The organism is Brucella tritici (assembly GCF_008932295.1).
GTDB lineage: Bacteria > Pseudomonadota > Alphaproteobacteria > Rhizobiales > Rhizobiaceae > Brucella > Brucella tritici.
The window spans coordinates 51,964-72,409 of the sequence record NZ_WBWA01000018.1 but is presented as its reverse complement, the minus strand read 5'-3'; the positions used below and the strand labels follow the sequence as shown (position 1 = coordinate 72,409).

Below are 20,446 nucleotides of genomic sequence, written 5' to 3'. Positions count from 1 at the left end.
ATTGACGATGAGATCGAAATGGGAGCTATGATCCGGTCCGCTTTGAAATGAGCAGTCTGGATAGGCCGACTGTATATCCGTGGCGAGTGCTGCAGCTTTTGCAGTATCGCGATTGGCGATCTACAAGGAACGCGCGCCCGCCTTTGCCAGCCCAAAGCCCACAGCACGCCCGGCGCCGCCTGCTCCCAGCATCAAAACAGACATGCCTTTAGGTTCGATACCATTGCTGCGCAATCCTTCGATAAAGCCGGGGCCATCCAAATTGTCACCAACAAGGCGACCACTTTCCTCCCGGCGCACGAAATTGACGGCACCAATTTCTTGCGCTGCGTCTGTCACAGCATCGAGAAGTGGAATGATTGCGATCTTGTGTGGGATAGTCACACCAAAGCCGCTTACATTGCCCATTTTGCGAATGGATTGCGTGACTTGTGCAAGATCTTCAGGATGAACGTGCAAGGGAACCGCCGCTGCGTTCTTCCCTGTCTTATCGAAGTGGGTATTGAAGACGTGGCTTGCCCGCACATGACCGATTGGATGTGCCAGAACGAAAAGAATTTTGCTCTTGCCGGTAACTTCCATGGGTTAAGCCCTCGTCATTTCGCGTGCGATGATGATCCGCTGAATTTGTGACGTGCCTTCATAAAGACGGAACAGGCGCACATCGCGATAGAAATGCTCGACAGCATAGTCCTGCATATAGCCGGAGCCACCATGTATCTGCACGGCGTGATCGGCGACGCGTCCCACCATTTCAGAACAATAGAGTTTGCAGCTTGCTGCCTTGCGAATGATTGCGGGGTCCCGATCATCGAAAGCACGCGCTGAATCGAGTACCATGCATCGTGCGGCATAGGCTTCGGTGCTCATATCCGCCAGCATTGCCTGTATCATCTGGTGTTCTGCAATGGGCTTGCCGAATTGAACACGGGCTTTGGCAAAGCCGACGGCTTCATCAATCAATCGCTCTGCCATGCCTGTGCAGACGGAGGATATATGCAGCCGACCACGGTTGAGAACTTTCATTGCTGTCTTGAAGCCACGGCCTTCCAGACCACCAATGATGTTTTCCGCAGGGACACGAACATTCTCAAGATAGACATCACAGGTCTGCGTGCCGCGTTGTCCCATCTTATGGTCCGCCTTACCAACGGTGAGGCCGGGTGAATTGCGGTCAACCAGAAATGCTGTGACGCCGGAAGGTCCGGCTTCGCCTGTTCGTGCCATGAGCGTGAATACGCCAGCAATCGGCGCATTGGTTATGAAGCGTTTTACGCCATTGAGAATGTAAGCATCGCCGTCTTTTACAGCCGTGGTTTTGACCGCACCTGCATCGGACCCCACATCGGGTTCTGTCAGGGCGAAGGAGCCAATGATTTCTCCGCTGGCAAGTCTTGGCAACCAATAGGTTTTCTGGGCGTCGGTGCCGTCAGCGATAATCCCCTGCGACCCGATACCGTTGTTTGTGCCGATGACAGAACGAAATGCCGGAGAGGTGTAGCCGAGCTCAAAACCGACGAGGACTTCTTCCTCCATTGTCAGCCCAAGTCCATCATATTGTTCAGGAATTGAGAGGCCGAACAGGCCCATGGCACGCATGTCGTCTATGACATCGGTGGGGATGCTGTTTGTTTCTTCCACCTGTCTTTCGACGGGCATCAACCGCTCTCTGACAAAGCGTCTGATCGTTTCTAACAGTGATTGAAAGGTCTCCGGGTCGCGGATCATGAAGTGCCCCTTCGCGGGTGATTTCAACAAAGATGAAACACGTCGCGTTTTGCAGAAATATCCTATTGCTAAGGGAATGTTTCATAGATTAAAGTTCGAGACAATATAAAATGAAATTAAATTCCATTTGTGGTTTTGCCATGATTGGAATGGGTTCAGGGGAAGTTGGGGAGAGGATGACCGAGCTTACCGATGTGGTGATCGAAAGCCGTCAGGCGGCAGGTGTGGCCTTACTGGAAATCAATCGTCCAGAAGCACTCAATGCATTGAATATGGATATCCGCCAGAAACTGTCAGAAGCAGTTGATCGGCTTGCAAGTGATGCGGAAACGCGGGTTATCGTCATTGCAGGCAAAGGTGGAAATTTCGCCGCTGGTTCAGATGTTAAAGTGTTCGCACAGACTGGTGCTGGAGAAATTCTCGCCCAGCGGCTTCATCGTTACTGGGAGAGCCTCGCTCGTTGCCCCAAGCCTGTGATCGCTGCCGTGGAAGGCTATGCGTTGGGCGGTGGTTGTGAGCTTGCAATGCACGCCGATATTATCGTTGCATCAAAAACAGCAAATTTCGGTCAGCCGGAAATCAAGCTCGGATTGATGCCTGGCGCAGGAGGTACGCAACGGCTTTTACGCGCGATAGGCAAATATAAGACCATGCTGCTTGCTCTGACAGGAGAAATGATCTCGGCGGTGGACGCGGAAAGATACGGTCTCGTCAGCCGATTGACCGACGAAGGGCAGGCGTTGGAAGAAGCGCTAAAGCTCGCCGGAAAAATTGCCCTGATGCCACCGCTTGCAGCGGAACAAATCAAAGAGGCTGTCACTCACGGCGAAGATGCACCTCTTGAAACGGCTCTGAGATTGGAGCGTAAAGCGTTCCAGCTTCTCTTCGACACGGAAGATAAGCGGGAAGGCATTGACGCCTTCCTGTCCAAACGCAAGCCTCAGTTCAAGGGGCGCTAGTATGGCTGCGATGTCGGAGCAATATAGTCTTATCAATAGAGTTGGTATCGTTGGTGCCGGGATTATGGGGATCGGCATAGCCGAAACCATGGCTGCGGCTGGCCTGACTGTTCATATATTCGACCAATTTCCCGGAAAAGCCGAGGCTTCAAAACAGGAGCTTGCAAAGCGCCTGGATAGCCGGGTTTTGCGCGGGAAACTGGACTCAGATACGGCTGCAGGTGTTCTTGATCGGATCACGCCTGTTGATGCTCTTGGCGATTTGGATGTGGCCGACCTTGTCATAGAAGCTGTGCTTGAAGACATTGGTGTGAAGCGGGAGTTGGTCGCCGCTCTCGAAAAATGCCTCCCGTCTGAAGCAATCATCGCGACAAATACATCGTCTTTGTCGGTAACTGCAATTGCCGGAAAAGCTCAACGTCCACAGCGTATAGCTGGATTTCACTTTTTCAATCCCGTTCCGCTAATGCGGGTTGTGGAAGTGATCAAAGCTGCACTGACTGATGACAGGGTTCTTGATGTTCTAAAAGAGTTAGCTGTGCGGATTGGTCATCGACCTGTGATGGCTTCCGACACACCTGGTTTCATTGTCAACCACGCTGGTCGTGCTTATGGCACGGAAGCGCTTGCGATGATCCGGGAAAATATCGCCGATTTCACTACGATTGATGCAATTCTGCGGGATGCTGCCGGGTTCCGCATGGGGCCTTTCGAGCTTCTTGATCTGACGGGACTTGATGTGTCGCATCCCGTCATGGAAGCGATCTACGGGCAGTATTATCACGAACCCCGTTATCGTCCGTCGGTTATCACACGGCAGCGCCTTGATGCAGGTCTGCTTGGACGCAAAAGCGGCCGCGGCTTTTATGATTATTCAGACGATGCCACCACAGCTGTAGCAAGCGATGGCGCGCGGAGCCTGCCCAAATCGGTGACGATTATCGGCGATACACCTGACAAGGCGCTGCATAAGCTCGCGAAGCAGGCAGGCGTTCCAGTCATCAATGATGTAAGCGCGAGCGCGCTGGTTCTGATCGGCTTGATCGGTGATGATCTAACCTCGGCAATTGTGCGGGAAGGTCTGAACTCTGCCAACACCATTGGCTTTGATCCGCTATTTGGCATCGACAGACACCGAACGCTGGTCGCTTCACCGGGAGCAACTGACCTTACGCGGCAACAGGCTCTCGCTTTGGCGCAGTCCGATGGAGTCAAAGCATCGCTGGTTGGAGATACATGCGGAACTGTTTGCCAGCGTGTTCTGGCAATGATTGTGAATATCGCAGCCGATATCGTTCATCAAAACATAGCATCAGTCGATGACCTCGATGCTGCCGTGCGTTTGGGACTCGGCTATCCATATGGCCCGCTTGAATGGGGCGACCGGATCGGAGCCGATATCGTCGTCCATATTCTGGATCGCATGTTTGGGAGAACTGGCGATCCGCGATATCGCGCCAGCCTTTGGCTGCGCCGCAGGGCAGAACTGAAACTGCCATTGGCAGAATGCAATTAGGGAACCTTTATCATGGCCGAGAAAATTGAACTGAAACCTTCTGCGCCCTGGTATCGGCTCAATGTGACGGAAGATGACTGGCGCGCTGCAAAAGCCGGTGATCTGCTGAAATGGTATAGCCAGATGAAGCTCATCCGGCGCTTTGAGGAAAAAATACTCGACTTTGAGAAAGCGGGGCTGGTTCATGGTCCGGCTCATGCCAGTATCGGGCAGGAAGCTGCAGCAGTGGGCGCCATGTCGATGCTCGGTTCCAATGACCAGATCAATGGTACACATCGTGCGCATCACCAGGTGCTGACGAAGCTGATCAATGCACAGACGCCATCGGATTTCGACATTCTTCAATCCGATTTTACCGACGACATGAATGATGCCGTGTATCGTTTGATGGCAGAGATTATGGGGCTTAACCCCGGCTATTGCGGTGGTCGTGGCGGCTCCATGCATATGCGCGATGCCGCATCCGGCATTGCAGGCACAAGTGCCATCGTTGGGGGCAACATTCCTCATGCCGTCGGCTATGCGCTTGCCGATAAACTGCTTGGTAGAAAGGGTATATCGGTCGCATTCTTTGGCGATGGTGCTTCCTTACAGGGAGCTACCTATGAAGCGATGAACATCGCTGCACTCTATCGTTTGCCGGTGATTTTCTACGTCGAAAACAATCTCTACGCGGTATCGACACACATTCAGGATGCCACGCGCGAAACACGCATTGCGTCGCGCGGTCCAATGCTGGGCTTCCCTGGCATTGAGTGTGACGGAATGGATGTTGTCGCTGTTCATCAGGCAATGCGTGATGCCTGTCAGATCATTGAAGAAGAAGGCGGCCCGGTCGTTATTGAAGCGGAATGCTATCGCTACCTTCATCAAAGCGGGAGTAAGGCCGGGAGCGATTTCGGCTATCGTACAGGCGAAGAAGAAGAAGAGTGGAAGCGCCGTGATCCAATCGCGCAGGCAGAGCGGCGCTTGAAGGAGCTTGGCATTGCCAGCGATGCAGAGCTTGCCGAGATCGACGTGAAAGTCAGTGCTGCAGTGCAGGCTGCAGGATCTCGCCTGACCGAAACAGCACCCGGTAGCAATGTGCTGCGGATACCTAATGCTCTATGGCCTTCAGCAGAAAGCGTCGATGAAGGCATACTTGGCGACGGGCAGGAGTTCTCTGATGCTCGCTTTAGCGAGATTGAGGACTATTCCGCCGACGAGCTTGTGAAGGTGCGTTTTGCGGCGGCTGCGTCCGATGTTCTTGGTCGGGCAATGGAGAAGGACCCGACAATCATCGTCATGGGTGAGGATGTTCACCGTTTTGCCGGTGGCGTCAGCGGGTTCACCAAGAACGCACTTGAGCTGTTTCCGGGAAGAGTGCTCGCCATGCCGATTGCGGAAAATGGTTTTACGGGCGTTGCGCTGGGAGCGGCCTTGCGGGGACTGCGCCCGGTTGTGGAAATCATGTTCGGTGACTTCTGCTTTGTTGCGGCTGATCAGATTGCCAATGGTATTTCCAAAGTCCGTCATATGTTCGGCGATGGTTTTCCCGTGCCGATCGTGTTGCGCGTTCGCGTGTCGCCGCACACTGGCTACGGCTCACAGCATTCGGGTGATCCATCGGCATTGTTTGCCATGTTTCCGGGATGGCGTGTCGTATCTCCTACCAATGCCTTTGACTATGTCGGGTTGATGAACAGCGCGCTCAAGTCAAATGACCCTGTGGCCATTATCGAGCATGTTGAGTTTTATCAGCGTGAAAGCCTCGTGCCCAAGGAAGACCGTGATTATTGTATTCCTCTCGGGAAGGCCCGCATCGTGAGATCAGGCTCGGCATGTACGGTGCTTGCAACATCTGTGATGGTACAGGCCTCGGTTAAAGCCGCGGAAGAATCCGGCATAGATGCCGAGATTATCGACATGCGCAGCCTCGATATGACGGGCATTGATTGGGAGCTTATCGGCCAGTCTATAGCCAAGACCAACCGTGTAGTGATTGCCGAGCAGGTCGCGAGCGGGCTTTCGCTCGGACGGCATTGGGCTGCTGAAATTCAGCGGCGTTTCTTCAACGATCTTGACCATGAAATTCTCCATGTGACCGGCAGTTTGTCGTCGCCTGTGGTTTCACTGGTCTTGAATAAGGCGGCTCTCGGGTCGTCGGAAAAGGTTCGGGCGGCGCTGGAAAAAATCACGCGTAATGCCTGATGAGTTTGAACATAAGAAGAGAAAAACGAGGAACGAAATGAAAAATGGGAAAACAGGGCTGAACCGCCTTTTGATGACGAATTTCAAAAGCCTGATGATGGCTGCGACGTTGCTGACTGCGGTTCCCGCAGCCTATGCGCAAAATGCAGATTCTCTTGTGATCGCACGCAACATGGACATCAACTCGCTCGATCCGCATCGCACCTTCTGCGACACCTGCCAGATTTATGACTCGGCAGTTTATGAAGGCCTCTTGTCGCTCGACAAAGATAACAAGGTCGTGCCGGTGCTCGCCGAGAGCTATACTGCAAATGGCGATCAGACCGAATTTACCTTCAAGATAAATCCGAAAGCTGTGTTCTCGGATGGCTCAAAGGTTGAAGCCAAGGACGTTAAGTGGTCCTGGGAGCGCCTCAAGAATGTGAAGGCAAGCCCTTCATTTCTGGCAGATACGATTGCTTCCATCGATACGCCTGATGAGGCAACGGTGGTCGTAAAGACCAAGGCGCCAAATTCGGAGTTCTTCAATGTTGTGGCTTCGCCATATTTCGGCATCGTCAATAGTGAGGTTGCTACGTCTGAAGCCAAGGCCGTAAATGGCGAAGATGCTGCAGAAAAGGACAATGCTGAAGCCTGGTTTCTCGCCAATTCAGCTGGCAGTGGTCCATTCGTTCTGGCTGCTTACGAGCCCAATTCCGAACTTCGTCTGAAACGGAATGAAAAATATTGGGGCCAGGCTCCGAAAGTAGGGGAAGTCGTCATCCGTCAGGTGAAGGATGCGGTTGCACAGGCGCAGATGCTTGAAAATGGCTCTGCAGATATTGCCATGCAGATCGATCCGGAAACTGCCAAGACCATCCGTAATCCCGACGTGAAGATCGATTCCATTCACTCCTATAACTTCATCTATATTGCACTTTCACCAGGTGCAAAATCCAACGAAGTGCCGCTGACACCTGAAGTACGCGAGGCAATTTCCACGGCAATCGATCGTGAAACCCTGCTCGATTTCATGCTGGGCGACAAAGGCCAACTGATTGGTGCCGCCATTCCGATTGGCTTCCCGGGTGGCTCTGATCACAAGATACCTGAATACAACCCCGACAAGGCAAAGGAACTGCTTGCAAAGGCAGGGCATCCAGATGGCTTCAAGCTTGAGGCGACTTATCCAAATCTCAACGTCTACGGCGTCGACTTCACGCAGATGATGCAGAAGATCCAGCAGGATCTGTCCAAGGTAAACATCAAGGTTGAACTGCAGCCTGTTTCTTTTGCAACGTGGCGTGAGAAGGTGAATGGTGACGGCACGCCGCTGACTGTCGTCTATTATGCACCTGACTTCTATGGCACATCGCAATATGTCGATGCATTCGGTCTGGCAAAGGGCAGCCTCTGGGCCAAGCGCGCCGGTGAAGCGCGTGACCCGTCATTCGTGATCGGCGATATTCAGCAGGTTATGGCCGATGCTCTTAAAGCGCCTGCCGATCAGGCTGATAAAGTCTGGTTCCAGGCTGGTGAGAAAATGGCCGCTGCCAATGTCATCATTCCGATGCTGAGCCCGGACGTCATTCTGGCATATAATAGCAAGGTGAACGGCGTGCGCTATTCGGCTTGCTGCAACCTGCCATTGGCTGAGATTTCAGTCGCCAAATAAGCTATCGCAGATGAAACAAAAAAGGCCGGAGAGAAATCTCCGGCCTTTTTTATTGCCATGATGTTTTAGTTGCGAACAGAGTTTGCAAGCTCTTGCAGGATACGGAGCGACAGGCCGCATTTTTCCAAATGAGGCATGTGTCCACAGGCGTCAAAAGCGTGGAGCGCTACATTGTCTGGTAGGTTGCGACTATGTTTGAAAGGCAGGATGCGATCCTGTTTTCCAAAGACAACTCGAACCGGTATTTCGAGCGATGCAAGGTCGTTCGTGATTGATATGGTTTGTGTTCCATCGGCAAAGAACTGTTTTGCAAAAGCGCTCATCGCGTCATTCAGCGGCTGGTTCTGTCGCTGTTGCACCACGGCTGAAATGAAGGCGTCTGAAATTGCGTCCCTTGCATGAACAAGTTCATGCAGCCAAGGTATGACGCTTTCTTTGGATTTGGCTTTAACGAAGTTCTCGACAAAGCCATTATTGATTTCCGGCCCCAGACCCGCTGGTGAAAACAATCCCAGCGCACGGATATCGATATTCCCTCGGACTGCCAGTCGGGCGCTCACTGCCGCGCCAAAAGAATGCCCGACAACAATCGTTTGCGAGAGGTTGAGCCGTTGGATTGTCTTTTCTACGCGTTCTGCAATTGCGTCGATGTCGTCAACAACGTGAAGCGGTGAGGCACCATGCGATGGCAGATCAATCGCCAGCAAGGGTTGCTGCCATTGGGTGCCGGCAAACAAGCCACGCCAGTTATTATGATCCGAGGCAAAGCCATGCAGAAGGACAATCGGCGTTCCTTCTCCTTTGCGCAGCCATACCGCGTTCAGCTCAGTACCATTGATAGTTTGGGACGAGCTGCTTGCTGCGGGCTGTTGCGTTTCGATGGCCGCAACAACATCTTTCTTCTGTATGCGCCCGCTCGGCCCGCTACCGTTGATCTGCGAAAGATCAATTCCAGCGTTTCCGGCCAGACGTTTTGCAAGTGGCGTTGCTACAGTCCTGCCGGCTTGTGTGGTGTGTGAACGGATATCCAACGCCGGTGTTTCCGAAGACTTTGTGGCTTGGGGTAACGAAACGGCAGCGGGTTCCGATGCGGGTTTTGAAGTGACCGAGGAAATGGCTTCGCCTTCAAGAAAAAGGCTTGCCACACTCTGGCCGACGTCGATTTCATCTGATGTCGAAGGCTTTAGAATTTTAAGTATTCCACTGTGAGGCGCATCCACCTCAACAACGGTTTTATCGTTGTCTATTTCAAAAAGGAGCTGTCCTTGGCTGACTGTATCACCGTCTTTCACATGCCAACGAGAGATTGTGCCGGAATTCGTTTCCAGACTGACTTTTGGATAGAGAATGTCGGTTGCCATGAGATTTCCTGCAACAATCTGCGACGTCGCGTTATGGATGACTATGATAAGGAAGGTGAGGGCGCTTCTATCTTGCCGATCAGACGCTCTTGCAACTCGATTGCCAGTTGCTTGAGCGCTGGTCCGATTTCGCCATAGCAGACGCCGCGTGGTGCAATATCGGTGATGCCGCCACAGGTAATTGCAACAAGCTGGGTGCCATCTGTTGGGCGAAATGGAACGCCAACAGCGTTAATGTAACTGTACCAGTCACCGCATGAAACAACGAAGCCGTCTCTTGCAAAGTCCTCAAGCGCGTGGCTGGTCAGGCGGCGAATTTTTTCCGCATGATCTGGCTCTGCTGCAAGCATCTGTTCAAGCAGGGCTTCGCGCTGGGTTTCTTCCATCCCCGCGTAGTAGGAAAGCCCCATGGCTGTTCGCCAGAGGGGCAATCTCGAGCCAACATTGAGACGCAGAGAAACCGGGTTTTCCGAACGCGCATTGGCGATATAGACCATTTCGCGTTGCTCACGCAGTCCCATTGCAACAGCAACGCCGGTCTTCTCTGCGAGCTTTCTCATAAGCGGCATCGCCATATAGACAACGGCGTTTGCGCTAAGGCCCGAATAGCCGAGAGCAATCGTTGCAGGGCCGATACTGTAACGCCCAAGATTCTCGTCGTAGTTGAGGTAGCCCAGATTGACCAGGGTGAGTGTCAGCCGCGACACGGTAGCTTTCGGCAAGCCTGTGCGATCAATAAGCTCCTGATTTCCTAAAGAAATATCATTCGGGGTGAAGCTTCGCAGAATCTCAAGCCCCCTTACCAGGGCGCTGGAAACCTGAGCGCTGTCTTTATCGAGGTCCAATGAGCTGGGCTTCGTTCTTTTCTTCACGTTGTCTCCTGAGCGTGCTCGGTTTCAGTTCAAAGGAATATCGCAACAGAAAATGAAATTTAATTCCAATTATATTGACGGCGTCAAATTTGCTTGTCAATACTATGTGCAAGTACGCACCAAAAACCGCGCCAGATTTCCAGAATGGGAACCGTGCATGTCAAATTATCTCTTCAAGCGCCTCATTGCGATGCCATTTTTAGTTCTGGGCATCGTGACCATGGCCTTTGCGCTCACAACAATCACAAAGGGCGACCCGCTTACATCTATTGTTGCCGAGCAGCAGATGAACAATCCGGAAGTTGTGGCGGCGGCAAAAGCAAAATGGGGGCTCGATCGCAGTCTTCCAGAACGCTATGTCATCTATCTCAAGAACCTGCTGACGGGCGACATGGGCACATCGTTTGTCACGAAACGCCCGGTCAGCACAGACCTGATGTCTCGGTTGCCAGCCACGATGGAGCTGGTTTTGTCGGCAATGATTCTAGGCTCTGTTGTCGGTATTCTGCTCGGTATTCTGGCGGCTTATTATCGTGACAGCGCCATCGATCACGTGGCGCGGCTTTTTGCGCTGCTGGGATCATCTTTGCCCGTCTTCTGGCTGGGGCTTGCCGTTCTCTTCGTCTTTTCAGTGCAGTTTGAGTTGCTACCCGGACCTGGGCGGTTGGACCCACGCATGGCGCCGCCGGCCGCAGTTACGGGTTTCATGACAATCGACAGTCTGCTCGCGGGAGATCTCACGGCTTTCAAAAATGCTCTCGCTCATCTGATTCTTCCGGCAACGGTGCTTGGCTGGACCGTCGCGGGTACGATTTCGCGTCTCGTACGCGCCAATATGCTCGATGTGATCGGGCGTGAATTTATCCTCACCGCACGCGCCAAAGGTGCTGGCGAACTCCGGGTGGTGTTCCGCCACGCGCTGCGCAATATTCTTGTGCCGGTTCTGACGGTCATCAGCTATTCGTTTGCTTATCTCATCACGGGCGCCGTGCTGACCGAAACAATTTTCGCCTGGCCTGGCATGGGATCTTATGCGGTTGAGGCCGCGCGATCACTGGATTTTCCAGCAATCATTGGTGTAACCATCGTCGGCGGTGTGATGTTCCTGATAACGAACCTGCTCACCGATGTTGCCTATGTTCTCGCCAATCCGCGCGTGCGTTTGGGTTAGGGGAAAGCAGATGGTTTCAGTAGTAAACACCCCATCGCGTCAGCTTAGAATAAGAATACCCCGCTGGTTCACCCTACCGGTCGCAATCGGGATTATAGTCGTAGCGTTTTGGATCATTGCGACATTCTTTGCGCCTCACATGACGCCCTACGATCCGCTCGATATGGTTGGACGACGCTTGCAGGCGCCAAGCTGGTCGCATTGGCTTGGCACGGATGCTCTCGGAAGAGACGTTCTGACACGTACGCTCTACGGTGCAAAACATTCACTGCCAATTGCCCTCGTAGTGGTGGCGAGCGCGGTTATCATTGGTGCTCTGGCCGGTGCTATCTCAGGCTATAAGGGCGGCTTGATTGGCTCGGCGATCATGCGGCTCGTCGATATTACGCTGTCATTTCCTCCGATGCTTCTCGCAATGGCTGTTGCTGCATCACTCGGCCCCGGACTCGAAAATGCTGCGATAGCCATGGTCATTGTTTGGTGGCCTGTCTATGCGCGCCTCATGCGGGCGCAGGTGCTGGAAGTGCGCGAGCGGGAGCATGTGGAGGCGGCAATAGCATCTGGCGCCAGCGGCTCCCGTGTTCTCTTCAAGCACATTCTGCCGCTCTGCTGGACCCCCATATTGATCAGCGCGACGATGGATCTGGGGCAGGTCATTTTGCTTGCCGCATCGCTCAGCTTTATCGGCCTTGGTGCAACACCACCCACGCCGGAATGGGGCTCCATGATCGCCGAAGGCGCAGTCTACTTCTACAACTGGTGGATAGCCATGGGTCCCGGCCTTGCAATCCTGACGATCGTTCTTGGTTTCAATTTCATCGGCGATGGTCTTCGCGACTATTTCGACCCGCGTTCGAAGTGATTGGAGAACAACATGACAAATCCAAATGAGAACGCCAGTCTCTTCCGAGTTGAAAACCTGCGTGTCGGCTTTGGCCGCGATGGTGTGGTGCTTGACGCGGTCAGAGGTATCAATCTCGAACTCAAGCGGCGCGAAGTTCTGGGTATCGTTGGCGAGTCTGGTTCCGGCAAGTCTATCGGGATGCTGGCCTCAATCGGCCTGACGCCACCCAATGCCAAGGTTTCAGGTTCGGTTACATTTCAGGGCGAAGAACTGGTTGGTAAATCGCGGCGTGAGATGCGGAGCCTTCGCGGCTCGAAAATTGCGATGATCTTTCAGGACCCGCTGTCTTCTCTCAATCCGGTGATGAAGGTTGGCGATCAGCTGATAGAAGCCTTGCAGCTTCATCAAAAAAAGCTCAATCGGAAAGCCGCTATGGCGCGGGCGATTGAGTTGCTGGAGCTAGTCTCCATTCCGCAACCTGATCAGCGTGTGAGACAATACCCCCATGAGTTTTCAGGTGGGATGCGGCAACGGGTGATGATCGCCATGGCTGTCGCTAATGATCCGGACCTATTGATTGCGGACGAACCTACCACGGCACTTGATGTCACGGTTCAGGCGCAGATCATGGCAGTGTTGCGGGACTTGCAGAATAAACTTGGTCTGGGACTTATCCTCATCACGCATGATCTTGGTGTCCTTGCGGGCCATGCTGACCGTGTTGCCGTTGTCTATGCCGGTGAAGTGGTCGAGGAAGCGGATGTCTATGAACTTTTCGACAATCCTCGTCATCCATATACGCGCGGGCTGATCGCTTCGATCCCGACACTGAATGATAGCGGCGGCAAACTCTATTCCATTGATGGTGCGCCGCCTGTTCTGGGTGCTTTTCCCAAAGGATGTGCGTTTCATCCGCGATGCACACATGCACAGGAAATCTGCAAGACGTCGGCTCCCACATATCAGCAATTCGGACGCCACATATCGGCGTGCCACTTTGCCGACAGTCTGCCTGCATATCAACGAAAGGCCGACATACCGGTCAGTAACGAGGCCGCGCTATGAACCAGAGTTTTTCATCGCAAACAGCTCCATCCTCCGTGTCGGATGCCGCTCTTTCGGTCCGCAATCTTCGCAAATCATTTCCGATCAAAGGCGGCACGATCTTTCAACGTGATGTGGCTGAGGTTAAGGCGGTCGATGATATTTCGTTTGATCTGGCCAAGGGTGAGACGCTTGGTCTGGTCGGTGAATCCGGCTGCGGAAAATCCACACTCGGGCGTTGCCTGCTCAGGCTGATCGAGCCGACGAGCGGAGAGGTTCTGTTTCAGGGACAGAACGTGGCGCAGTTCTCGCCGAAAGAAATGCGGGCTGCACGCAAGCACCTGCAATTCGTGTTTCAGGACCCGTTTGCTTCACTTCATCCGCGTATGCGCATCGAAGAAAGCATCGCCGAGCCGCTTCGTATCAGTGATCTCTCGCAACAGCAGCGTAAAGAGCGTGTTCAGGAAATGCTGCGGCTGGTGCGGCTTAACCCGGAGCACGGCAAGCGTTATCCACATGAGTTGTCAGGCGGCCAGCGGCAACGTGTCGTGATCGCGCGCGCCTTGGCGCTTAATCCGCAGGTTATGGTGCTCGATGAGCCTGTCTCGGCGCTCGACGTTTCGGTGCAGGCTGGGGTGCTGAATCTCTTGCAGGAAATTCAGGCGGAGTTCGGCACGTCCTACATCTTCATTGCTCATGATCTGTCTGTCGTGCGGCATATCTCGCACACGGTTGCAGTGATGTATCTTGGGCGGATCGTTGAGAAGGCTCCGGCTGGAGAACTCTATAATCGACCGCTGCACCCTTACACGCAGGCTTTGATGTCGGCGGTTCCGCTTGCCGATCCGGTCATTGAGCGGAAGCGGCAGCAAATTCTGCTCAAGGGTGATGTACCGAGCCCGATCAATCCTCCATCCGGTTGCCCGTTCAGAACCCGCTGCTTCAGGGCGGAAGCGATCTGCGCGGAAGTCAGGCCGGAATTGCAGCTTCAGGGAGACGGACACGCGGTCGCGTGTCACTTCCCGCAGGAATGGCGATCACCTCAGTAATTCCCGTGACTAACTTTGACTATCAGGTGCCGCTTATCGCGGATGTTTGAGAAGGACGTGACCTTGAAAATAATGAACGAACTTGAGGTTCCTGTTATGGGCGATAACAACTCTGCCCTTCCGCTGGCTGGAATAAAGGTTCTTGATCTTTCGCGCGTTCTTGCCGGTCCCTGGACCACGATGAGCCTTGCTGATCTTGGAGCCGAGGTCTGGAAAATCGAGAATATTCAAGGCGGTGATGACACGCGCGCGTGGTCGGTTCCCAATTATAAAGGGGCAAGCACCTATTTTCTCTGTGCCAACCGGGGCAAGAAAAGCCTGGCGCTCGATCTGAAGTCGCCAGAAGGTCTCAACATAATTTACGAACTGGCCAAGCAGGCGGATGTTGTGGTCGAGAACTTTCGTGCCGGAACTGTCGAACGTCTGAAAATTGATTACGCGACTTTGAAGGCGCTCAATCCCGGGCTCATCTATTGCTCAATATCCGGTTATGGCCAAACCGGCCCGGAAGCACGCCGCCCCGGCTATGACTTCGTGGTTCAGGCTGAAAGCGGCCTGATGTCGATCACCGGACAAACCGATGGCGAGCCGATGCGCATCGGCGTTGCTATGACCGATATCGTGGCGGGTATGGTTGGAACGCAATCCATTCTGGCAGCGCTTTATCAGCGCAAGACCACAGGTCTCGGACAGTTTGTCGATATTTCTCTTTTTGAATGCGCGCTCAATACGCTTATCAATATTGGTAGTGCCCATCTGAATGGCGGGCATATTCCCAAACGTTTTGGTAATGCCCATCCGACTGTGGTGCCCTATCAGATTTTCGAGTGTTCCGATGGTGCCTTTGCCCTCGCTGTCGGTAACGACCGCCAGTTTGCAATCCTCTGCGAAAAGATCATTGGCCTGCCAGAACTTGCAGCGGACGATCGTTTCAAGACGGCAAGCGGGCGAGCGCTTAATCGTTCCGAACTGATACCGCCGATGGCTGAGCGTTTCCGCACCCAAACGCGCGAATATTGGATGGCTGAATGTCTGAAGATGGGCGTTCCTGCTGGGCAGGTGAAAACTGTTCCAGAAGCTTTTGAAAGTCCCAATGTTGTGGCACGGAATGTGGTGCAAACATTGGAAAGCCCACATCTGGGGCCGGTCTCTCTTGTGCGCCCTGCACAAGGATTGGAGGCACAGAAACATGCTTCCTATAAGGCGCCGCCAATGTTGGGTGAAGATAGTACCTCCATTCTGGAGGACGTTCTTCAATTCGATAAAGCCAGACTGGCAGAGTTGATTGATGCCGGTGTCATCCATCAATATCAGGCAACAGTTTGAGGAAAGAGTGATGACGAACACTCAAGTGGAATATTCCAATATCAAGCTGTTCATTGATGGAACATGGCGCGATGGTAGTTCTGGTGAAACGGTTGACGTCCTGAACCCGGCGACCAACGATGTTATCGGACATATTGCTAAAGCCACGACAGCAGATCTTGATGACGCTTTGGCTGCAGCCGAGCGCGGCTTTGAGATTTGGCGCAAGGTATCGGCCTTTGATCGTTATAAGATGCTGCGCAAGGCTGCAGACATTTTTCGGGCTCGCGGCGAGGGCGTTGCGCGCTTGCTGACGATTGAGCAGGGCAAGCCTCTGGCGGAAGCGCGTGCCGAGGCTGCTGCGGCCAGTGACCTGATCGACTGGTTTGCAGAAGAAGCCCGGCGTAGCTATGGGCGTATCGTTCCGCCACGTTTTGCAAATGTGATGCAATGGGAAGTCAAAGAGCCGGTTGGCCCAGTGGCTGCGTTTACTCCTTGGAACTTTCCAATCAACCAGTCGGTTCGCAAAATATCTGCGGCTCTGGCGGCTGGCTGTTCCATCATTTTGAAAGCTGCTGAAGATACGCCGGCAGCCCCAGCCGAACTGGTGCGCGCCTTTGCTGATGCTGGTTTGCCTGGTGGTGTTATCAATCTCGTTTATGGCGATCCGGCAGAGATTTCGTCTTACCTCATCCCTCATTCGGTAATTAAGAAAGTGTCGTTCACGGGTTCGACACAGGTGGGGAAACAGCTTGCAGCGCTGAGCGGCTTGCATATGAAGCGGGCTACGATGGAGCTTGGCGGACATGCGCCTGTTGTCATCATGGCTGACGCCGACGTGGAGCGGGCAATCAAAGTGGCAGCTGCGGCCAAGTTCAGAAATGCAGGACAGATTTGCATCGCACCCACTCGGTTTTTGATTGAAGAACCGGTCTACGATCAGGTTATCGAAGGTCTTTCAACTTATGCCCGTTCATTGAAAGTCGGAGACGGTCTGGATGCCGATACGACAATGGGGCCGTTGGTCAATGCACGCCGGGTCAACGCCATGGAGCGATTGATTGGTGATGCAAAGGAACATAAGGCTACAGTGGTTACGGGCGGCGAACGCATTGGCAATCGCGGCAATTTCTTTGAGCCAACGATCCTTGCAGATGTGCCGCGTGATGCGGCAATCATGAACGAAGAGCCGTTTGGTCCGGTGGCACTTCTCAATAGCTTTCAGTCACTTGACGAAGCTTTGGTAGAAGCCAATAGGCTCAATTATGGTCTTGCGGCTTATGCCTTTACTGGATCATCGGCCAATGCTGCGAAAATCTCTTCTTCCGTTCGCAGCGGAATGATCACTATCAATCATTACGGGCTGGCACTGCCGGAAGTACCTTTCGGTGGCATCAACGATTCCGGCTATGGCACCGAAGGCGGAGCCGACGCGCTGGATGCCTACCAGAATACGAAATTCGTTTCGCATTTGCAGGCATAGGCCCGGCATCGGCAACCCATCATCATTTCTGAAATACAAGACCGTTTTTGAGTGAAGCCTTTACCTGTATTGGTAAGCTTCGCTTTTCAAATGGCCAAGTAATTGAACGGGCCTATACGCGTGGCCCTGACGGTAAGTTAATTGCCTTCGACACGAAAGTGCCGGTTGGTGCAATGCTCGGAACATCTGAAAACCAAGAGCGGGTATTGGGCGGTAACAGGAAGGGGGTTGCAAAGAGCAACGCCTATTTCGCGGAATTGCTTGAGGCTAGTCTGCCGAACAAGACTAAGACGAAAAAACGACAGCGCTATGTCAAGGTGTCTAAAGAGGAGACCCGTGCAGATCTTGCGAAGGCTTATGCCAATACGCCGACTCTGCCACCGATACAGCGATGTCCACCAGGATTTCCGTGAGCCATTTCTCGTTCGGTGTTTTCGCACGGAAATCGCGGTTGATCTGGTTCTCGGGCGCAGAACTGATTTCTCCCAGGTACGAGCCAAAACGCCGTCGCCGTGGTCTGGCCACGATCAAACGCTCTTGTTTCATCAATCGCGGCACAACCTTTTCCGATATTGTTACACTCTGCCTGGCAAGCAACGCCTGCAGTCTGCGATAGCCGTAGCAGCGATGGTTGCTTTCGAATATTTCCGTCAGGTTACGACGGATGGTGACGTACTTGTCTTCCAAGTTCACTCGGGTACGGTGGTAGAAGTACGCGCTTCGCGCAATCCTCAACTGCAAAAGCAGTTCTGACAATCGATAGGTATCTTTGAGGGCGTCAACCAGCTGTGTCTTCTCCCGATTACTCAGGGGTTGCAGATCGACGCCCAGGCCTTTTTTAGCAATTCATTGGCCTTCTTCAGCAGATCGTGTTCGAGTTACAATTGGCGGACATCGCGCTGGAGGGCTTCAAGCTGTCGCTCGAATTCTTCACGCTCGGGCGCTGGCGTAGAGGTTTTGCGGCGTTTCATGGATGCGGCAGCCTCATGACCGAGTAACTCATTCTTCCAAGCGTACAACGTCGGCCAGCATACGCCTAGCCGCTCGGCCACTTGCTGGGCGCTTTCCTCTCCACTGCAAAGAGCAGTGACCGCGACTTGCTTCAACGCCTCGGGATAGGTCGGACGCCAGGAGCGACCGGCCATCGAAGTCCTGGTCTCTGGAAACGCTTCTCGAACCCATGCTGTCAAAGTTCCACGACCTGGATAGCCCAACGCCCTCATCGTCGCAGAGATACAGCGATCGTGAGTGCGGTAGTGTTCAAGCGCCGCCTGCTTCTGGGCTTCAGAAAACTTCGGTGCGCGAGCCACACAACCAACACGCAGGTCTTGATGCTGCTGGTATTCGCGATACCAGTTTCTCAGCACATTCTTTGTGGGGTAACCCAATTGGCGGATCGTCGCCTTAACCCGCTTGCCGAGCAGGATATACAACTCGACGGCGCGAATTCTATCTGCATGGGAATACATGAACTACCTCCTGGGGGGCCAAGTTTTAGGTCACATACTCATAAAATAGTTTTCGGTTTGAATGGTTTGTGATTCACTGTCTCCATCGATTTGGAGGCAGTGATGGCGCGTTTTGATTTAACAGATTTCGAATGGTCCGTGATTGAACCGCTTCTTCCGACCAAAGTGCGTGGTAAGGCCCGCGTTGACGATCGGCGTGTTTTGAACGGTATATTCTGGCGTCTGAGAACAGGTGCACCCTGGGCAGACATTCCAGCCCGATACGGTCCTTATACGACCTGTGTAAATCGCTTCAACAGATGGCGTTATGCCGGGCACTGGGCGCACATTCTCAACGCGATATCAGAAGCTTACGACGGCGATATCCAGATGATCGACTCCTCGTCAATCCGCGTCCATCAACATGCGGCCAACGGCCAAAAAAAGACGAGCGATCCGGTTGCATGGGTCGTTCGCGCGGTGGGATGACCACAAAAATTCATGCGCTTGTCGATGCTGATGGTCGCCCAATTCGACTGAAACTGACTGCCGGACAAGCACATGACGGACGTTCGGCAGCCGATATGTTTGAGACGCTCGGGTCTGGGCAAATACTATTGGCAGATCGCGCTTACGACAGCGACAGCTTGCGCCAAAGCCTCAAAGAACGAGGAGCATGGGGCTGTATCCGCCCCATGCCAAACCGTGTGAATATCCCCGCCTTCAGTCCATGGCTCTATAAACAACGTAATGCTGTCGAAAGGTTCTTCAACAAACTCAAACACTTCCGGGCCATCGCAACCCGATACGACAAACGCGACGACAATTTCCTCGCATCTATCCAGCTTGCTTCAATTCGTATTTGGCTTCGATCTTATGAGTCGGTCACCTAGTCCGCATCCCCTTATCTGCCTAACCGGCTCAGTTCCGCGTGGAAACCAACAGGCAATTCACTCGAAGTAAGTTGGAATGCGCCGCAGAAGCGTTCGTCCCCGAACGGAAATAGAAATTGAAACGAACGAACGGGTTCTTTGGCCCCGTTAACATCGCGGGCTGTCAAGGTGATTGCCCTATCCATTACTTCTAAAAGGGTTTGGATGTTCAAATGTCCCTCCGAAAACTCAGGCGCCGCTTCGCTGAGGATGCGGGATTTGCCACCACTGAAAACAGTACGCAGAAGCTTTAGTATATCGAAATAAATAACAATAATCGATATATTTTGATAAATATTCACGATAATAGTTTATGTGGAGAAATTAATCGGGATTACAGGATTTCAATGGAATGTTTTTATAGAGAATTATTTAAATATACTATTAAGAATAATCGTATACTTCTGAAATTTAACGTAGTAAAGTCCACTGATAGCCATAGCCGCCAAAGGCTATAGCGTCTTGGATAGAGAAAAACCGCCGACTGTCATCCAGTCGGCGGCTTCTTTTTTCAAAACCCACGAGATTTTTAAAATCGATTATTTGTAAGCGGAAACCACGATCTCAATCAGCGTGTCGCCGCCCAGATCGGCAACGCCAACGGTTGCTCGGGTTGGCAGCAACGAAGGATCGATCCATTCCTTCCAGACCTTATCCATTTCAGGCTTTTTGTTGAGATCCGTTACGAAGATGGTGGCTGCCAGAAGCTTGGTCTTGTCCGTGCCTGCCTGCGCCAGATAGCTGTCGAGCTTGGCGAGGATTTCGCGGGTCTGCCCGGCCATATCCAGGCTTTCGTCATCACAGGTGGTTCCGCCGACATAGACAATGCCATTGTGCTCGACGACGCGATGCATGATCGGCGTCTGAATGAAACGCTCAGCCATAGTTTA

General features: G+C 53.1%; 17 protein-coding genes and 1 pseudogene. 11 read left to right on the top strand and 7 right to left on the bottom strand.

Going from position 1 to position 20,446, the window contains the following annotated elements; translation table 11 throughout:
* Nucleotides 1-120 precede the first annotated feature (120 nt).
* Both F9K91_RS26370 and F9K91_RS17390 read right to left on the bottom strand, forming a co-directional pair.
* Nucleotides 121-582, bottom strand: a complete 462-nt coding sequence (locus tag F9K91_RS26370) for a shikimate dehydrogenase family protein (protein ID WP_235913144.1) — start codon at nt 580-582, stop codon at nt 121-123.
* Nucleotides 583-585: 3 nt separating this feature from the next.
* Nucleotides 586-1,728, bottom strand: a complete 1,143-nt coding sequence (locus tag F9K91_RS17390; protein WP_151678319.1) for an acyl-CoA dehydrogenase family protein — start codon at nt 1,726-1,728, stop codon at nt 586-588.
* 110 nt (nt 1,729-1,838) lie between these two features.
* Between F9K91_RS17390 and F9K91_RS17385 the strand changes: the two genes are divergently transcribed.
* From F9K91_RS17385 to F9K91_RS17370, 4 genes are all read left to right on the top strand, one after another.
* Complete coding sequence (locus tag F9K91_RS17385) at nt 1,839-2,687, top strand: enoyl-CoA hydratase (RefSeq protein WP_151678318.1); 849 nt, start codon at nt 1,839-1,841, stop codon at nt 2,685-2,687.
* A 1-nt stretch (nt 2,688) separates the two neighbouring features.
* On the top strand, nt 2,689-4,203 hold the full coding sequence (locus tag F9K91_RS17380; RefSeq protein ID WP_151678317.1) for a 3-hydroxyacyl-CoA dehydrogenase: 1,515 nt from the start codon (nt 2,689-2,691) through the stop codon (nt 4,201-4,203).
* A 12-nt stretch (nt 4,204-4,215) separates the two neighbouring features.
* The gene (locus F9K91_RS17375) at nt 4,216-6,393 is read left to right on the top strand and encodes a dehydrogenase E1 component subunit alpha/beta (RefSeq protein ID WP_151678316.1); all 2,178 of its coding nucleotides are present in this window, start codon (nt 4,216-4,218) and stop codon (nt 6,391-6,393) included.
* 94 nt (nt 6,394-6,487) lie between these two features.
* Entirely contained in the window at nt 6,488-8,047 is a 1,560-nt protein-coding gene (locus tag F9K91_RS17370) for an ABC transporter substrate-binding protein (protein ID WP_151678338.1), read from the top strand.
* Nucleotides 8,048-8,112: 65 nt separating this feature from the next.
* Here the strand turns inward: F9K91_RS17370 and F9K91_RS17365 are convergent, their stop codons facing one another.
* Both F9K91_RS17365 and F9K91_RS17360 read right to left on the bottom strand, forming a co-directional pair.
* Nucleotides 8,113-9,408, bottom strand: coding sequence for an acetoin dehydrogenase dihydrolipoyllysine-residue acetyltransferase subunit (locus tag F9K91_RS17365; protein ID WP_151678315.1), 1,296 nt, complete (start codon nt 9,406-9,408; stop codon nt 8,113-8,115).
* 41 nt (nt 9,409-9,449) lie between these two features.
* Complete coding sequence (locus tag F9K91_RS17360; RefSeq protein WP_151555559.1) at nt 9,450-10,280, bottom strand: IclR family transcriptional regulator; 831 nt, start codon at nt 10,278-10,280, stop codon at nt 9,450-9,452.
* A gap of 157 nt (nt 10,281-10,437) precedes the next feature.
* On the opposite strand from F9K91_RS17360, the gene F9K91_RS17355 reads away from it, so the two are divergent.
* The 6 genes from F9K91_RS17355 to F9K91_RS17330 all read left to right on the top strand — a co-directional run bounded on the left by F9K91_RS17355 (nt 10,438) and on the right by F9K91_RS17330 (nt 17,176).
* Nucleotides 10,438-11,451, top strand: coding sequence for an ABC transporter permease (locus F9K91_RS17355; protein WP_151678314.1), 1,014 nt, complete (start codon nt 10,438-10,440; stop codon nt 11,449-11,451).
* A gap of 10 nt (nt 11,452-11,461) precedes the next feature.
* Entirely contained in the window at nt 11,462-12,313 is an 852-nt protein-coding gene (locus F9K91_RS17350; protein WP_151678313.1) for an ABC transporter permease, read from the top strand.
* Nucleotides 12,314-12,325: 12 nt separating this feature from the next.
* Nucleotides 12,326-13,360, top strand: a complete 1,035-nt coding sequence (locus F9K91_RS17345) for an ABC transporter ATP-binding protein (RefSeq protein WP_151678312.1) — start codon at nt 12,326-12,328, stop codon at nt 13,358-13,360.
* The gene (locus F9K91_RS17340; protein ID WP_151678311.1) at nt 13,357-14,388 is read left to right on the top strand and encodes an ABC transporter ATP-binding protein; all 1,032 of its coding nucleotides are present in this window, start codon (nt 13,357-13,359) and stop codon (nt 14,386-14,388) included. Before F9K91_RS17345 ends, F9K91_RS17340 begins: the two co-directional genes overlap by 4 nt.
* A 72-nt stretch (nt 14,389-14,460) precedes the next feature.
* Nucleotides 14,461-15,714 carry a CaiB/BaiF CoA transferase family protein gene (locus F9K91_RS17335; RefSeq protein ID WP_151678337.1) on the top strand — a complete coding sequence of 418 codons (1,254 nt, stop codon included), beginning with the start codon at nt 14,461-14,463 and terminating at the stop codon, nt 15,712-15,714.
* Between the two features lie 10 nt (nt 15,715-15,724).
* Nucleotides 15,725-17,176: an NAD-dependent succinate-semialdehyde dehydrogenase gene (locus tag F9K91_RS17330; protein ID WP_151678310.1), complete on the top strand. Its 1,452-nt coding sequence runs from the start codon at nt 15,725-15,727 to the stop codon at nt 17,174-17,176.
* 402 nt (nt 17,177-17,578) lie between these two features.
* Here F9K91_RS17330 and F9K91_RS17325 read toward each other — a convergent pair.
* A pseudogene (locus F9K91_RS17325) lies at nt 17,579-18,645 on the bottom strand (IS3 family transposase); the annotation flags it as partial.
* A gap of 102 nt (nt 18,646-18,747) precedes the next feature.
* Here F9K91_RS17325 and F9K91_RS17320 point away from each other — a divergent pair.
* A protein-coding gene (locus F9K91_RS17320) for an IS5 family transposase (protein WP_151678309.1) occupies nt 18,748-19,517 on the top strand; the annotation gives its coding sequence in 2 pieces (ribosomal slippage) (nt 18,748-19,062 and nt 19,065-19,517; 768 coding nt in all).
* Nucleotides 19,518-19,528: 11 nt separating this feature from the next.
* Here F9K91_RS17320 and F9K91_RS17315 read toward each other — a convergent pair.
* Both F9K91_RS17315 and F9K91_RS17310 read right to left on the bottom strand, forming a co-directional pair.
* On the bottom strand, nt 19,529-19,858 hold the full coding sequence (locus tag F9K91_RS17315; protein WP_151678308.1) for a hypothetical protein: 330 nt from the start codon (nt 19,856-19,858) through the stop codon (nt 19,529-19,531).
* Between the two features lie 237 nt (nt 19,859-20,095).
* Nucleotides 20,096-20,440 carry a RidA family protein gene (locus tag F9K91_RS17310; RefSeq protein ID WP_061345658.1) on the bottom strand — a complete coding sequence of 115 codons (345 nt, stop codon included), beginning with the start codon at nt 20,438-20,440 and terminating at the stop codon, nt 20,096-20,098.
* Nucleotides 20,441-20,446: the final 6 nt, after the last annotated feature.

Excerpts from the sequence above, each read along its gene's own strand:
- F9K91_RS17350 (WP_151678313.1), top strand. The coding sequence starts at position 11,462 with ATGGTTTCAGTAGTAAACACCCCATCGCGTCAGCTTAGAATAAGAATA.
- F9K91_RS17355 (WP_151678314.1), top strand. The coding sequence starts at position 10,438 with ATGTCAAATTATCTCTTCAAGCGCCTCATTGCGATGCCATTTTTAGTT.
- F9K91_RS17310 (WP_061345658.1), bottom strand. The coding sequence starts at position 20,440 with ATGGCTGAGCGTTTCATTCAGACGCCGATCATGCATCGCGTCGTCGAG.
- F9K91_RS17390 (WP_151678319.1), bottom strand. The coding sequence starts at position 1,728 with ATGATCCGCGACCCGGAGACCTTTCAATCACTGTTAGAAACGATCAGA.
- F9K91_RS17380 (WP_151678317.1), top strand. The coding sequence starts at position 2,689 with ATGGCTGCGATGTCGGAGCAATATAGTCTTATCAATAGAGTTGGTATC.
- F9K91_RS17385 (WP_151678318.1), top strand. The coding sequence starts at position 1,839 with ATGAAATTAAATTCCATTTGTGGTTTTGCCATGATTGGAATGGGTTCA.
- F9K91_RS17370 (WP_151678338.1), top strand. The coding sequence starts at position 6,488 with ATGATGGCTGCGACGTTGCTGACTGCGGTTCCCGCAGCCTATGCGCAA.
- F9K91_RS17345 (WP_151678312.1), top strand. The coding sequence starts at position 12,326 with ATGACAAATCCAAATGAGAACGCCAGTCTCTTCCGAGTTGAAAACCTG.
- F9K91_RS17340 (WP_151678311.1), top strand. The coding sequence starts at position 13,357 with ATGAACCAGAGTTTTTCATCGCAAACAGCTCCATCCTCCGTGTCGGAT.
- F9K91_RS17330 (WP_151678310.1), top strand. The coding sequence starts at position 15,725 with ATGACGAACACTCAAGTGGAATATTCCAATATCAAGCTGTTCATTGAT.
- F9K91_RS17335 (WP_151678337.1), top strand. The coding sequence starts at position 14,461 with ATGAACGAACTTGAGGTTCCTGTTATGGGCGATAACAACTCTGCCCTT.
- F9K91_RS26370 (WP_235913144.1), bottom strand. The coding sequence starts at position 582 with ATGGAAGTTACCGGCAAGAGCAAAATTCTTTTCGTTCTGGCACATCCA.
- F9K91_RS17375 (WP_151678316.1), top strand. The coding sequence starts at position 4,216 with ATGGCCGAGAAAATTGAACTGAAACCTTCTGCGCCCTGGTATCGGCTC.
- F9K91_RS17365 (WP_151678315.1), bottom strand. The coding sequence starts at position 9,408 with ATGGCAACCGACATTCTCTATCCAAAAGTCAGTCTGGAAACGAATTCC.